This window comes from Cedecea sp. NFIX57 (genome assembly GCF_900177785.1).
Lineage (GTDB): Bacteria > Pseudomonadota > Gammaproteobacteria > Enterobacterales > Enterobacteriaceae > Cedecea > Cedecea neteri_C.
On record NZ_FXAS01000008.1, the window covers coordinates 15341 to 29356 of the forward strand.

Genomic DNA, 14016 nt, shown 5'->3' on the forward strand with positions numbered 1-14016 from the left:
GTGACTGTTCAAGTCTTAAGCGATTCTGACGCCCTGGCTGCGGATTATCCCTGCGCAACCGACAGGCGAATGATCCCGGCCGCGCGGGCCGGTGGCAGCTGCAAAACGTTGCGCCAAAGTTCCTGGACCTGGTTGCAGACCAGCCCCTCTTTGCCGACCCCGTTATGCGGGTTCGACATTAGCTGGAGATCGCTCCCGTAGCGCCGGGTCAATTGCTGCACGATGGGCTGAATGTCTTTTCGAGCCTGCTCGCGTTCGGCATCGGTCACGCTGTGTTTGTCCTCGCCGTAGGCGGAGCGCATCATCGCCGCATCCACCTGCATACGGCGCATCGTCACATCCTTAGGCAGAATTTTCGTGGAGTTGATGCCGCCTTTTACGTCCGGAAACAGGAAGCGGAAACAGGCGTCATCGCTGGATTTTTGCACCATAGCCGTTTGCTGCATGTTCACCTGCATAAACGCCACGACGTTGTCATCCGTCGCGCTTTGCAGGCGCTTCGTCTCCACGGCGAGGATCTGCGGCTGGATGGTGTCGATCACTTCCTGCTCGGTTTTGCCCTGCCGGTGCATCTCTACCGCCTGCTGGCGAATGGACATCCACAGCGCGGGCTCCTGTTCTTTCAGCACCTGGTAAACCGGCATCTGGGCCATAGCATCATCCAGACCCGCCAGTTCCTGCCCGGCCCGCTCGCGAGGGATAAGGTATTTTACGTCAAAGATGTTCCACGCCATGATCGCAACCAGCGCAATGACCACCGCGCCCGCTTTACCGACCCAGCCCTTCTTGCGAAAAACCGCGACCACCGCGGCGATCGCAGCCCCGATATAGCCTGCAATAATGACGTGGGTCCAGTTCATGGTACATCCTTCTACTCTGCTGCGGGTACGCCGCTGTGGAAACGAAACTCGTCGTCATGACTTTGAATAAGCCCGGCCTCAAGCTTGCCAAAGAAACGAACGCGTTCACTGATATCGCCCCCGGCAATCTGCTCCGCCAGGGTTAAATAATCCTGATAATGACGCGCCTCAGAACGCAGCAGCGACAGGTAAAAACGCTGTAATTCATCATCCAGGTACGGCGCCAGCGCGGCAAATCGTTCACAGGATCGCGCTTCAATGTAGGCCCCGCAGATAAGCTTATCGACCAGCATCAGCGGTTCATGAGTGCGAGTTTCACTCAGTAAACCTTTAGCGTAGCGGCTGGCAGTAATTTTGGCGTACGGGATGTTACGGGCAATCATAATTTCCCGCACCTGCCAAAAATGGTGCAATTCTTCTTTGATAAGCAACACCATGCTGTCGATAAGTTTCTGCCCCCAGCCGTTTGCCGTTTTCGGCATGATGCTTTTGCTCAGCCCTTTGTGGAGCGAGAGAAAGTCCGGTTCCTCGCCGTCGCGGAAGGTAAAGGCTTCATAAGGCTGCAGCCAGGCCAGCAGCGCCTGCGAACTGTCTTTATCGGCAACGTATTTGCGGATCAGCAGCATCGCGGTTTGCGCGGCTTTCAGCTCGCACACCATGTGGTCGGTTAACAGCAGCGGCAGATTTTCCGGGCGGCGGGCTTTATGAATCCACGCTTCGGGCGTTGGGCACTGCAGGAATTGGGTAATCGGGGAGAGGAGTTGCTGGTAGTCCATGGGGTATCCTGAAGCGCAGCGGCTGAACGCCGCTGCACCGCTGACTTTTAGTGACGAACGCCGTCGTCGTCTTCGTCCTGATATTCGTCGTCTTCGTCGCCTTCCTCACCCTCTTCGCCGTTCGGGTCTTCGAAGTAGGTGCCCCAGCCGTCGTATTCCACGCCGAATTTCTCTGCCAGATTCAGCAGTTGTTCAACCTGGGCGCCGATCAGTTCAGCATTCAGCGCGCATTCGCTCAGAATGTCGCAGCAGATAACGGTGTCGCCTTCTTCTACTTCCAGCTCCTCCGGGTCGGTCACTTCATAACCCAGCTTGAACGCTTCAACGGCGGCTTTCTCCAGCGTTTCAAAATCATCCGCAGAAAGGTGGTGTTCAATGGTGTACAACGCGTCAGGATCGCTCCCGTCATCCAGCAGTTCTTCAATGATTAAACGTGTTTCTTCGCGCTGTTCTTCCAGCTGTTCTGGATTTGCCATGGCCCTTTCCTCAAATGTGTCGGCAGATACTCTCATTTTCACACACGCCGGGGTTTGCCTCCACCTTTCACCGCAAAGTTTTAACACACGGGGTTGCAATTGAATATTCATACATATAAATTGAATTTTAATTCAATTAAGGCTTGCGCCACGCGAGGAAAAAATGAGTCACTTCTATCAGAAAAACTTTCTTAAGCTGCTCGATTTTACCCCTGCCCAACTGAACGAATTGCTGACCCTGTCCGCCAAGCTGAAAAGTGACAAGAAAAAAGGAACAGAGATTCAGTATCTTACTGGTAAAAATATTGCGCTCATCTTCGAAAAAGATTCGACTCGTACTCGTTGCTCTTTCGAAGTTGCCGCTTACGATCAGGGTGCACGCGTCACTTATCTCGGCCCAAGCGGCAGCCAGATTGGGCATAAAGAATCAATTAAAGATACCGCGCGCGTACTCGGGCGGATTTATGACGGCATCCAGTACCGTGGCTATGGCCAGGATATCGTCGAAACCCTGGCCAGCTATGCGGGCGTGCCGGTGTGGAACGGGCTGACCAACGAATACCACCCGACCCAACTTCTCGCGGATTTACTCACCATGCAAGAACACTTGCCGGGCAAAAGCCTGAATGAGATGACGCTGGTGTACGCCGGGGACGCACGCAACAACATGGGTAACTCCATGCTGGAAGCCGCAGCTCTGACTGGACTGGATTTGCGCCTGGTGGCACCTAAAGCCTGCTGGCCGGATGAAAAGCTGGTCGCCGAATGCAAAGCCATGGCCGAAAAGACTGGCGGGAAAATCACGTTAACCGAAGATGTTGCCGAGGGCGTTAAAGGGGCGGATTTCATCTATACCGACGTTTGGGTGTCGATGGGCGAGGCCAAAGAGAAGTGGGCCGAACGTATCGCCCTGCTGCGCCCTTACCAGGTCAACAGCGCCATGCTGGCGTTAACCGGCAACCCGCAGGTTAAATTCCTGCACTGCCTGCCGGCGTTTCACGACGATCAAACCACGCTGGGTAAGCAAATGGCGCAGGAGTTCGATCTGCACGGCGGCATGGAAGTCACCGACGAAGTTTTTGAATCCTCCCACAGCGTGGTGTTCGACCAGGCTGAGAACCGGATGCACACCATTAAAGCCGTGATGGTCGCCACGCTGGCAAACTAGTTTCTTCGCTCCCAGGGCTTCTCCTGGCCCCTCGTCGGTTATCCGTCCGAGGGGTTTTCTTTTCTCTCGCCTGGTTATTACTAAAAATGTTGCACGTTTGATGCACCACCAGCATTTTTTATGCACTAAAAGGACATAACCTCATCTCCCTCTCTTTTTATGCCCCATACAACAGTCTGTTTTCATTGAAATAAAAAGAATAAATTCGCTGCGCTCACAGTTTGCATGCACGGCATTAGTACCAAAATAAAAATAACTATTTCTCCCTGCGTTTCCCTTCACGGCATTAAACAGATTTCATAATGAATAATCATGCAAATAGAAAAAGGAAAACAATTTAAATCAATAAGTTATGACATTCATCATTAGGAATAAACTCACATAGTTTTAACACTCAAAAATAATTAAAAACGGTTCTTCGTATAATTATGCATTCATCATGATCGATGAAATTACCGTTCTCTGACACCCATCAATTAATAACAAAACAAATAAAAACCACCTTGAGCACGTGATAAATCTCACATTAAATGGTTGTGAAGAAATTAATATACGCCACGAAGACAACTTAACAGGTTATTAAAATCGCGACGCAATACTCATTGCGTCACAGGCACTTTTATTTCCTAATAAATGCAAAGGAATAGTCATGGACAAACATTATGTCGGTTCCGAAATAGGTCAATTACGCAGCGTGATGCTGCATCGGCCAAACCTCAGCCTGAAAAGACTTACTCCTTCAAACTGTCAGGAATTGTTATTTGACGATGTGCTTTCCGTTGAGCGTGCCGGTGAAGAGCACGACGTTTTTGCCAATACGCTGCGCGGCCAGGGCGTAGAAGTCCTGCTGCTCACCGACCTGCTGACCCAGACGCTGGATGTCAGCGATGCCAAGGCCTGGCTGCTGAATACTCAGATTTCAGACTATCGGCTCGGGCCCGCATTCGCCTCGGACGTTCGCGGCTGGCTGGCCGATATGCCGCATCGCGAACTCGCCCGTCGCCTTTCCGGCGGGCTGACCTATGGGGAAATTCCGACGCACATTAAAAATATGGTCGTGGATATTCACGCCACAACAGATTTTATTATGAAGCCGCTCCCTAATCATTTATTCACCCGTGATACGTCCTGCTGGATTTATAACGGTGTCTCTATAAATCCAATGGCAAAAGCGGCTCGCCAGCGCGAAACAAATAACTTAAGGGCCATTTATCGCTGGCACCCAGCATTCACTGACGGAAAATTCATTAAGTATTACGGCGACGAAAATATTAATTATGACCACGCCACGCTGGAAGGCGGTGACGTATTAGTGATTGGCCGAGGAGCCGTATTAATTGGTATGTCCGAACGAACCACACCTCAGGGCATAGAATTCCTCGCTGAATCATTATTCAGGCATCAACAGGCAACGCGCGTGATTGCCGTTGAACTGCCGAAGCACCGCTCCTGTATGCACCTCGATACCGTCATGACCCATCTCGATCTCGACACCTTCTCCGTTTACCCGGAAGTCGTCCGCAAGGACGTGCAGTGCTGGACGTTAACCCCTGACGGCCACGGCGGCATCAAGCGCCACCAGGAAACCAGCCTGGTGAACGCCATCGAAAAAGCGCTGGGTATCGATCAGGTCAAGCTCATCACCACCGGCGGCGATGCCTTTGAGGCCGAGCGCGAACAGTGGAACGACGCCAACAACGTGCTGACCGTTCGCCCCGGCGTGGTCATCGGCTACGAACGCAATATCTGGACCAACGAGAAATACGACAAAGCCGGGATCACCGTCCTGCCTATTCCGGGCGATGAACTGGGCCGCGGGCGCGGCGGCGCGCGCTGCATGAGTTGCCCGTTGGAACGCGACGGAATTTAAGGGAGGAAAGCATATGCAACAGAAACCCACTCTCGTAGTCGCGCTCGGCGGGAATGCACTGCTGAAGCGCGGTGAGCCACTGGAAGCCGACCTGCAGCGTAAAAACATTGAGCTGGCGGCAAAAACTATCGCCCAGCTTACCCACGCCTGGCGCGTGGTGCTGGTGCACGGCAACGGTCCGCAGGTCGGCCTGCTGGCCCTGCAAAACAGCGCCTACCAAAACGTAAGTCCTTATCCGCTCGATGTTCTCGGCGCGGAGAGCCAGGGAATGATCGGCTACATGCTGCAGCAAGCGCTGAAAAATCATCTGCCTGACCGCGAAGTCAGCGTGCTGCTGACCCAGGTTGAAGTGGACTCGCAGGATCCGGCGTTTAGCAATCCGACCAAGTACATCGGCCCGGTGTACAGCAAGGAGCAGGCGGATGCGCTGGTGCGTGACAAAGGCTGGTCGGTAAAAGCTGATGGCCAGTACTTCCGCCGCGTGGTGCCGTCCCCGCAGCCTAAACGCATCGTCGAAAGCGATGCCATTACGGCGCTTATCCAGCGTGATCACCTGGTTATTTGTAACGGCGGCGGCGGCGTGCCGGTGGTGGAAAAAGCCGACGGCTACCACGGGATTGAAGCCGTCATTGATAAGGATCTTTCCGCCGCATTGCTGGCCCGACAGATAGAGGCCGACGCCCTGCTGATCCTCACCGACGCAGACGCCGTTTATCTCAACTGGGGCACGCCGGCACAGCGCCCACTCACCAGCGTGACGCCGGCAGAGCTTGAAAGCATGAGCTTCGATGCAGGCTCGATGGGGCCAAAAGTGTCTGCCTGCAGCCGCTTCGTCGCCAGCTGCCACGGTATAGCCGGGATAGGTGCGCTGGAGGATGGCCCGGCAATTCTGGCTGGGGAGAAAGGCACGTTAATTCGGGAGCCGTGAAAGCCCCCTCACCCTAACCCTCTCCCCAAGGGGGAGAGGGGATAAAGCCAGGGAACAAAACAGATCCACCTGCACTTCCCCCTCTCCCTTCCATGGAGAGGGCCGGGGTGAGGGTAAAAAAATCTTCTCATTCAAAGGATAACAAAAATGACTATCAACCTAAAAAACCGCAATTTCCTGAAACTCCTCGACTTCAAACCGGCAGAAATTCAGTACCTCATCGACCTGGCCCGTGAACTGAAGGCCGCCAAACAGGCTGGAACGGAGAAAAAAACGCTATGTGGTAAAAACATCGCGCTGATCTTCGAGAAAACCTCCACCCGCACCCGCTGCGCCTTTGAAGTTGGCGCGTTTGACCAGGGCGCGCTGGTAACTTATCTGGGGCCAAGCGGCTCGCAAATTGGCCATAAAGAATCCATGAAAGATACCGCCCGTGTGCTGGGGCGGATGTACGACGGGATTGAATACCGCGGCTATGGCCAGGACATTGTTGAAGAGCTGGGGGAATACGCTGGTGTGCCGGTGTGGAACGGGCTGACCAATGAATTTCACCCGACCCAGATCCTCGCCGACCTGATGACCATGCTGGAGCACGCGCCGGGTAAAAAACTGCAGGATCTCTCCTTCGCTTATCTCGGCGATGCCCGTAACAACATGGGCAATTCCCTGATGGTGGGCGCAGCCAAAATGGGCATGGATATTCGCCTTGTTGCGCCCAAAGCCTTCTGGCCTGAGTCAGCGCTGGTCGAGCAATGCCGCGCCATCGCCAAAGAAACGGGCGGCCGCATCATGCTGACGGACAGCGTTGCAGAAGGCGTTGCGGGCGTGGATTTCCTCTACACCGACGTTTGGGTTTCGATGGGCGAGCCTAAAGAAGCCTGGGCCGAACGCGTAAGCATCATGACGCCTTACCAAATTAACCAGAATGTCCTAAACGCGACCGGCAACCCGAACGTCAAGTTTATGCATTGCCTGCCGGCCTTCCACAACGAACACACCAAAGTCGGCAAAGAGATCGAAGAAACCTACGGCCTGAAGGGGCTGGAGGTGACCGAAGAGGTCTTTGAGTCAAAACACTCCATCGTCTTCGACGAAGCCGAAAACCGCATGCACACCATTAAAGCCGTGATGGTCGCCACGCTCGGCGAGTAACACAGTCGGGCGGTGGGAACTCCTCGCTGCCCGTATTGCCCTTGTGCTGCTTCGCGCAGCGGGAGAAAAGGAAATGGCCGATGTTACCCATGAAGGTGCCGCAGACACCTCCACAAGCAGTGAAAGAAAACTCGGACTCAGCGCGCTGGTGGCGCTGGTTATAGGCTCGATGATTGGCGGGGGCGTTTTCAGCCTGCCGCAAAACTTTGCTTCAGTAGCTTCACCCGGCGCATTGCTGATCGGCTGGGCTATCACCGGCGTCGGTATGCTTTGCCTGGCGTTTATTTATCAGAATCTCAGCGCGCGTTGCCCGGATCTTGACGGCGGCGTTTACAGCTATGCCCGGGCCGGGTTTGGCGACTTTATTGGCTTCCAGTCCGCCTGGGGCTACTGGTTCTCCGCCTGGCTCGGGAACGTCTCTTACGCGGTATTGCTGTTCAGCGCCATGAGCTTTTTCATTCCGGTTTTTGGCGACGGGAATAACCTGCCTTCCATTATCGGCGCCTCCGTTGTGCTGTGGCTGGTGCATGCTCTGGTACTTCGCGGGGTACGCGAAGCCGCCTACATCAACACCATCCTCACCGTGGTAAAGGTCATCATCCTGCTGGTCTTTATTGTCGCGGTGCTGATTGCCTTCCGGATTGGCGTGTTCACAGCAGATTTCTGGGGCCGCATGATGCTGGTCGAAGGCTCACGCCCGGAAATTTTCGACCAGGTTAAAAACACCATGCTGGTCACCACCTGGGTGTTTATTGGCATTGAAGGGGCAACCGTTGTTTCCGCCCGGGCGGCAAAACGTGAGGATATCGGTAAGGCGACGGTCATTGGTCTGCTGGGCGCGTTGGCGATTTACGTGCTGGTCAGCGTGCTGTCGATGGGGATCCTCGATCAGGCCGCTCTGGCCGGGCTGAAGAATCCGTCGATGGCGGGCGTGCTGGAAAGCGTGGTCGGGCCGTGGGGAGCAAAGTTCGTTGCCGGAGGCGTGATTCTGTCGGTAGCCGGCGCGCTGCTGGCCTGGACGCTGTTTGCCGCTGAATTACCTCGTGTCGCGGCGATTGACGGCATTTTCCCTAAAATTTTCGCCAAAGAGAACGCCCGCCATTCACCCTCGTTTTCGCTGTGGATCACCAATGGCTTAATTCAGCTCTTCCTGATCCTCACCTTGTTCTACGCCGCTGGCTACCAGGCGCTGTTCTCCATCGCCACGGCAGCCATTTTACCTCCGTACCTGTTCAGCGCGGCCTACGGGTTAAAGCTGGCCTGGACCGGGGAGCGTTATGGGCAAGGGGAATCACGAACCGGCGGCATCCTGCTTGGCCTGATTGCAACGGCTTACGGCTTCTGGCTTTGCTACGCCGCGGGCGATTCGATGTTGCTTAGCTCGCTGTTATTCACGCCGGGCATTCTGGTGTTCCTGTGGCAGAAAAAAACCCAGGGTCAGCAGCTGCTGAAAAGCTATGAACTGGCGATCGCCGTGGCCATTCTGGCCCTGGCCGCATGGACATTAAAACTGGTGATAAGCGGAAATTTACAGATAGCCTGACGCCATTAACGCCACAATCGTGGCGTTAAACTCTTCACTTCAATCCATTGACGACATTTTTAAGGAATAAAATTAATAAAAATCTTTTCTATCAATAAATTACGTTCATCAACCGTGCAATGAAAACGCACCGGTCATCACAGGAGTGTATAGAGACCATGAGGACATCCCGCCTCTCGTTCGAGAAAGAGCAGCGCCAGCTTGAACTGTGCCAACAGCTCATCAGCCACAAGAGTTATCACTCCCAGGAGCAACTGCGCCATGACCTGAAACAGCACGGCTTCGAAGCCATCAGTCAGTCCACTGTCTCCCGCCTGCTCAAGCTGCTGGGCGTCATAAAGTTGCGCAATGCGAAAGGGCAAAAAATTTATGCTCTTAGCCCTCAAACTTTACCTCAGCCCAACGCGGCGCGTTCGGTGGCTGAAATGGTGCTAAGCGTCGAGCACAACAGTGAATTTGTCATGGTGCATACAGTGTCAGGCTACGGCAAAGCGATAGCAAAAATTCTCGATCATCACGCCATCGCTGAGATTTTGGGCGTGGTCGCCGGGAGCAGTGTGGTCTGGATTGCGCCGCGTGAAGTGCAAAAAACGCCGCTGTTGCATCGCCGCATCATGCGTATGCTGGGCCAGGCGTAAATGCGCCGCAACCGATTGCAGCGCCCCTGAAAAAGTGTGATTTTAGCGCTTGCAGAGAACACCCACGCGCGTATAATGCGCCACAATTTGCCGGGAGGAAGCATGGTTTACTGTGTTCAAAAAAATGTCGTAGCTCGACGTCTGAAAGCAGACGCGGCAGGGCGTTTTTCTTCCCGTTGCACCGTCGAATTTCTAAATTCCCAAATTGCTAAGGCCCCTCGTTGAGGGGCCTTTTTTTTGCCCGTCGGCCCGAGAACAGGAGAGAAGCATGACTAACCCGCTCTATAAAAAACACATCATTTCCATCAATGATCTCAGTCGTGAAGAACTTGAACTGGTGCTGGCGACCGCGGCAAAGCTAAAAGCGAACCCCCAGCCGGAGTTGCTGAAGCACAAAGTTATCGCCAGCTGCTTCTTTGAAGCGTCGACCCGAACTCGCCTCTCGTTTGAAACCTCCATTCACCGCCTGGGCGCTTCGGTCGTCGGATTCTCCGACAGCAGCAACACTTCGCTGGGCAAGAAAGGCGAGACGCTGGCGGATACCATCTCCGTCATCAGTACCTACGTGGACGCCATCGTGATGCGCCACCCGCAGGAAGGCGCGGCTCGCCTCGCCACCGAGTTTTCCGGTGAGATCCCGGTGCTGAACGCCGGTGACGGCGCGAACCAGCATCCAACCCAAACCCTGCTGGACCTGTTCACTATTCAGGAAACTCAGGGCCGCCTCGAGAACCTGAATATCGCCATGGTCGGCGACCTGAAATATGGCCGCACCGTGCATTCGCTGGCCCAGGCGCTGGCAAAGTTCAACGGCAACCGCTTCTACTTCATCGCGCCACCCGCGCTGGCGATGCCGCAGTACATTCTCGACATGCTGGATGAAAAAGGCATTGCCTGGAGCCGCCACGAGTCTATCGACGAAGTGGTGGGTGAGCTGGACATTCTGTACATGACCCGCGTGCAGAAAGAGCGTCTGGACCCGTCTGAATACGCCAACGTTAAAGCACAGTTTATCCTGCGCGCCGCCGACCTGATCGGCGCACGCGGCAACATGAAGGTGCTGCACCCGCTGCCGCGCGTGGATGAGATCACCACCGACGTAGACAGCACGCCGCATGCCTGGTATTTCCAGCAGGCCGGTAACGGTATTTTTGCTCGCCAGGCGCTGCTGGCGCTGGTGTTGAATCGCGAACTGGTTTAAGTGAGAGGACAAGAAGATGACGCACGATAATAAATTACAGGTTGAAGCCATCAAGCGCGGCACCGTTATTGACCACATTCCGGCTCAGGTTGGCTTTAAGCTCCTGACTCTGTTCCAGCTGACCGAAACCGACCAGCGCATTACTATCGGCCTGAATTTGCCGTCCCGCGAGCTGGGCCGCAAAGATCTGATCAAAATTGAAAATACCTTCCTGACCGACGAGCAGGTGAACCAGCTGGCGCTGTACGCCCCGCACGCCACGGTTAACCGCATCGACGAGTACGAAGTGGTAGGCAAAAGCACCCCAAGCCTGCCGGATCGCATCGAGAAGGTGCTGCTGTGCCCGAACACCAACTGCATCAGCCACAACGAGCCGGTGGCCTCTTCGTTCGCCGTGAAACAGCGTGCCGACGATATCAGCCTGAAGTGCAAGTATTGCGAGAAAGAGTTCGCTCGCCACGTGGTTCTGGTAGATTAACGACCACTAATGACAAGCCACTCCCCGTCTCTATAATGGGCGGGAGTTTAAATCCAATACTAAGGAGAAAGTATGTCACGTACGCTTAGCACGGAAAATGCACCGGCCGCTATCGGTCCTTATGTTCAGGGTGTCGATCTCGGGAGCATGATCATCACTTCCGGGCAGATCCCGGTGAACCCAAAAACCGGCGAAGTGCCGGAAGACGTAGCCGCTCAGGCTCGTCAGTCCCTGGAAAACGTGAAGGCTATCGTTGAGTCCGCGGGCCTGAAAGTGGGCGACATCGTGAAAACTACCGTGTTTGTGAAAGATCTGAACGATTTCGCGACCGTGAACGCCACCTATGAAGCCTTCTTTAACGAACATAACGCGACCTTCCCGGCTCGCTCCTGCGTTGAAGTGGCTCGTCTGCCGAAAGACGTCAAAATCGAAATCGAAGCTATCGCCGTTCGTCGCTAATTCGCCGCCGCGCTTTGCTTCTGGCCCCGCTTTCACGGGGCCATTTCTTGCTTACTTCACCACCGCCCGCAGCAGTTTTTCCAGCGGATACACCGCCGCAATCACCACTTCATCGCGAGTCTGCGCCGCAGCATCCAGCTGAGCCTGAATGGCTTTCAGCTCGTCATCGCTGAGCGAACCTTGCTTCGCCACCAAATCCGTCAGCCTTAAGCCCAGCCCGGCGAGCTTGTCCACGTCCTCGGCAACCGGCTTGAGCGGTTTTAGCACGTAGTTGCCGTCGATCAGCGCCAGCACGTCCGGGGTGTTGTTCTGCCAGCGGGTGAAGATATGGCGCAGCGCTTCCGCACTGTTCCCGTCTTCCCTGTCGGCAATCAGTTTGTCCACCCAACCGTTAATCGCCCTGACCTGCCCGCTTTCTGCCCCAAGCGCATCGGCAAAGCGGTTCAGCGGCTCAAAGTGGTTGTAATTCCCGGCCTGGAATTTCAGGTGCTGGCGCGTGTAGTACTGCGCCGGCTCGACGGCCTGGGCCAAAATTTGCAACGGCATGATCTCCGGCGTACCGGCCAGGCGCGTGAGCTGCGTAACGGATTCGGTATGCTGACGCAGGCCAACGGACACCGTGGACCAGGCATCGATGGCCTGCATACGCTGGTACATATTGTCCACATCGGTGACGTCTTTAGCCGACCACAGCCGCTCGGCCACGGCAAAAGTCCGCGGCCAGAGTTTGATATCCAGCAGCGGGGAGATCACATTTTCCGCCCACAGCGCCGCTTCGCCGCCGAGGATATTGCTCATCTGCGCGTCGGTTGGCACCACAGGCTGTTTGCCATCAGGAATTCCTTCGAGCTTTTGTCCGGTCGCCGGATAGCGCACGTTGCCCACCAGGAAGTAGCCGTTAAGCTTGTCGTTTTCCAGCGTCACCACCGGGCGCGTTTCCCCCATCCAGGTATCTACCGTAAATGTCACCTGGGTAGGGTTCAGCCATTTTACGTCGTGAACTGCGCGGCGGGATTTGCCCTTGAAGTCGATAAATCCGCGCCAGCCGCCGTCACTTTTCACCAGCGTAAAGCTGCCTTCTACCGCGCTGCCTTTCAGGCGAGGCATGCTGAAGAACCAGCTCTGTGCGCTGTCGGCCTCGCTGATGTGATCCACATTGTTTAGCCCAACCGGCAGGACCTCATTGCGGTAGTGGTAGGCGGTGGACTGCGGCTGGTCGAGGTAAAAGCCCGTGGACAGAATGCCTTTGTAGCCGTGGGCCGCGATTGCCCCCAGCGAATCCTGCCCCTGCCAGGACTGGATCAAAATGTTCTTCGGTAGATCCGGGTGATAAATCTCGTCCCAGCCCATCATCTGGCGCTTATGCTTCTCGAGAATTTTCTCCAGCCGCTGGTTGAAGTACGTTTGCAGCGCGTGTGAGTCGGCCAGGTTGTGCTGCTTCATAAATTGCTGGATGGCGGCGTTTTCTTTCCACTGGGTGTCATCCACCTCATCGCCGCCGATATGCAGATAATTATCCGGGAAAATAGCGGTAACTTCGCCAATCAGCGTATCGACAAATTTGTAGGTCGCTTCGTTAGCCGGGTTCAGCAACGGCTTCAGGACGCCCCAGTTGCGCTCCATCTGGTATGGGCCCGGCGCGCTCATCAGCTCCGGGTAAGCGACAGCCAGCGCTGAGCCGTGGCCTGGCAGGTCAATTTCCGGCACAACGCGAATGCCCAGCGAGGTGGCATAGCGTACCACCTGCTTCATTTGCGCCTGGGTGTAGAACTGCCCGTCGCTCGCCAGCTGCTGGAGCTTAGGATAATGGGTCGACGCAAAGCGCCAGCCCTGATCGTCCGTCAGGTGCCAGTGGAAGACATTCAGCTTGGCGGCTGCCATCCCGTCCAACTGGCGGAGAATGTCGTTCACCGGCATAAAGTGGCGAGCCGAATCAAGCAGCAGCCCGCGCCACGGGAACCGCGGCACATCTTTGATTTCGACATAAGGAATCGACGTATTTTGCGGACCATTTTGAATCAGCTGCAGCAAGGTCTCCATGCCGCGCATCGCGCCAAAGCGCGTGTTAGCGGTGAGCTTCACGCCGTCCGCCGTCACGCTTAAGGCATAGCTTTCGTCGCTGTCTGCTTTAGGTAGAGGATCAACGACCTGTTTAATTTGAATAGCAATCGTGGGTTTTGCAGGCTGTGCAGCCGCTGGCTGAAGCTGCCACCCGGTTTGCAGGCTGATACGCTGCCGCCAGCGATCAACGGCGCCGTCGAGCTTGTCGCCGCTAATGGCAATAGACACGGCGTTAGTCAGCGGCAGGCTGCCCTGCGTGGCCGGGAGTTCGACCTGCTGCGGCCAGGGCATTAACGGGAGATCCCCTGCGGGAGCGGCCTGCGCCTGGCAGGCAACGGCGATACCTGCTGCCAGCAGGCTGAAACGAAGCGATTTGAACATGGACAATCCTTTCACGTGACGGGCC

13 protein-coding genes are annotated in these 14016 nt (G+C 55.4%); 9 read left to right on the forward strand and 4 right to left on the reverse strand.

The features are described 5' to 3' along the window. Window positions 1–44 precede the first annotated feature (44 nt). From B9Y90_RS08330 to rraB, 3 genes are read right to left on the reverse strand one after another with little or no spacing between them, the layout of a single operon-like run. Window positions 45–860: a topoisomerase II gene (locus B9Y90_RS08330; RefSeq protein WP_085540946.1), complete on the reverse strand. Its 816-nt coding sequence runs from the start codon at window positions 858–860 to the stop codon at window positions 45–47. 11 nt (window positions 861–871) lie between these two features. Continuing rightward, complete coding sequence (gene miaE / locus B9Y90_RS08335) at window positions 872–1636, reverse strand: tRNA isopentenyl-2-thiomethyl-A-37 hydroxylase MiaE (protein WP_085540947.1); 765 nt, start codon at window positions 1634–1636, stop codon at window positions 872–874. Window positions 1637–1683: 47 nt separating this feature from the next. Beyond that, window positions 1684–2112: a ribonuclease E inhibitor RraB gene (gene rraB, locus B9Y90_RS08340; protein ID WP_039287986.1), complete on the reverse strand. Its 429-nt coding sequence runs from the start codon at window positions 2110–2112 to the stop codon at window positions 1684–1686. A gap of 163 nt (window positions 2113–2275) precedes the next feature. Here rraB and argF (B9Y90_RS08345) point away from each other — a divergent pair, with 163 nt between their 5' ends. From argF (B9Y90_RS08345) to ridA, 9 genes are all read left to right on the forward strand, one after another. Then, window positions 2276–3280, forward strand: coding sequence for an ornithine carbamoyltransferase (gene argF / locus B9Y90_RS08345; protein WP_085540948.1), 1005 nt, complete (start codon window positions 2276–2278; stop codon window positions 3278–3280). A gap of 649 nt (window positions 3281–3929) precedes the next feature. Then, window positions 3930–5150, forward strand: a complete 1221-nt coding sequence (gene arcA, locus B9Y90_RS08350) for an arginine deiminase (protein WP_039287993.1) — start codon at window positions 3930–3932, stop codon at window positions 5148–5150. A 13-nt stretch (window positions 5151–5163) separates the two neighbouring features. Continuing rightward, window positions 5164–6078 (forward strand): carbamate kinase, encoded by a 915-nt coding sequence (locus B9Y90_RS08355; RefSeq protein ID WP_085540949.1) that lies wholly within the window; start codon window positions 5164–5166, stop codon window positions 6076–6078. A 147-nt stretch (window positions 6079–6225) separates the two neighbouring features. Further along, window positions 6226–7230: an ornithine carbamoyltransferase gene (gene argF / locus B9Y90_RS08360; protein WP_085540950.1), complete on the forward strand. Its 1005-nt coding sequence runs from the start codon at window positions 6226–6228 to the stop codon at window positions 7228–7230. A 73-nt stretch (window positions 7231–7303) separates the two neighbouring features. Then, window positions 7304–8773 carry an arginine-ornithine antiporter gene (arcD, locus tag B9Y90_RS08365; protein WP_085540951.1) on the forward strand — a complete coding sequence of 490 codons (1470 nt, stop codon included), beginning with the start codon at window positions 7304–7306 and terminating at the stop codon, window positions 8771–8773. A 158-nt stretch (window positions 8774–8931) separates the two neighbouring features. Further along, complete coding sequence (locus tag B9Y90_RS08370) at window positions 8932–9411, forward strand: arginine repressor (protein ID WP_039288004.1); 480 nt, start codon at window positions 8932–8934, stop codon at window positions 9409–9411. 268 nt (window positions 9412–9679) lie between these two features. Then, window positions 9680–10612 carry an aspartate carbamoyltransferase gene (gene pyrB / locus B9Y90_RS08375; RefSeq protein WP_085540952.1) on the forward strand — a complete coding sequence of 311 codons (933 nt, stop codon included), beginning with the start codon at window positions 9680–9682 and terminating at the stop codon, window positions 10610–10612. Between the two features lie 16 nt (window positions 10613–10628). After that, entirely contained in the window at window positions 10629–11090 is a 462-nt protein-coding gene (pyrI, locus tag B9Y90_RS08380) for an aspartate carbamoyltransferase regulatory subunit (protein WP_008454720.1), read from the forward strand. Window positions 11091–11162: 72 nt separating this feature from the next. Beyond that, on the forward strand, window positions 11163–11549 hold the full coding sequence (gene ridA / locus B9Y90_RS08385) for a 2-iminobutanoate/2-iminopropanoate deaminase (RefSeq protein ID WP_008454721.1): 387 nt from the start codon (window positions 11163–11165) through the stop codon (window positions 11547–11549). Window positions 11550–11600: 51 nt separating this feature from the next. On the opposite strand, the gene B9Y90_RS08390 is transcribed toward ridA, so the two are convergent. Continuing rightward, window positions 11601–13991, reverse strand: a complete 2391-nt coding sequence (locus B9Y90_RS08390) for a beta-N-acetylhexosaminidase (RefSeq protein ID WP_085540953.1) — start codon at window positions 13989–13991, stop codon at window positions 11601–11603. Between the last annotated feature and the right edge of the window lie 25 nt (window positions 13992–14016).

Excerpts from the sequence above, each read along its gene's own strand:
- B9Y90_RS08330 (WP_085540946.1), bottom strand. The coding sequence starts at position 860 with ATGAACTGGACCCACGTCATTATTGCAGGCTATATCGGGGCTGCGATC.
- miaE (WP_085540947.1), bottom strand. The coding sequence starts at position 1,636 with ATGGACTACCAGCAACTCCTCTCCCCGATTACCCAATTCCTGCAGTGC.
- rraB (WP_039287986.1), bottom strand. The coding sequence starts at position 2,112 with ATGGCAAATCCAGAACAGCTGGAAGAACAGCGCGAAGAAACACGTTTA.
- argF (WP_085540948.1), top strand. The coding sequence starts at position 2,276 with ATGAGTCACTTCTATCAGAAAAACTTTCTTAAGCTGCTCGATTTTACC.
- arcA (WP_039287993.1), top strand. The coding sequence starts at position 3,930 with ATGGACAAACATTATGTCGGTTCCGAAATAGGTCAATTACGCAGCGTG.
- B9Y90_RS08355 (WP_085540949.1), top strand. The coding sequence starts at position 5,164 with ATGCAACAGAAACCCACTCTCGTAGTCGCGCTCGGCGGGAATGCACTG.
- argF (WP_085540950.1), top strand. The coding sequence starts at position 6,226 with ATGACTATCAACCTAAAAAACCGCAATTTCCTGAAACTCCTCGACTTC.
- arcD (WP_085540951.1), top strand. The coding sequence starts at position 7,304 with ATGGCCGATGTTACCCATGAAGGTGCCGCAGACACCTCCACAAGCAGT.
- B9Y90_RS08370 (WP_039288004.1), top strand. The coding sequence starts at position 8,932 with ATGAGGACATCCCGCCTCTCGTTCGAGAAAGAGCAGCGCCAGCTTGAA.
- pyrB (WP_085540952.1), top strand. The coding sequence starts at position 9,680 with ATGACTAACCCGCTCTATAAAAAACACATCATTTCCATCAATGATCTC.
- pyrI (WP_008454720.1), top strand. The coding sequence starts at position 10,629 with ATGACGCACGATAATAAATTACAGGTTGAAGCCATCAAGCGCGGCACC.
- ridA (WP_008454721.1), top strand. The coding sequence starts at position 11,163 with ATGTCACGTACGCTTAGCACGGAAAATGCACCGGCCGCTATCGGTCCT.
- B9Y90_RS08390 (WP_085540953.1), bottom strand. The coding sequence starts at position 13,991 with ATGTTCAAATCGCTTCGTTTCAGCCTGCTGGCAGCAGGTATCGCCGTT.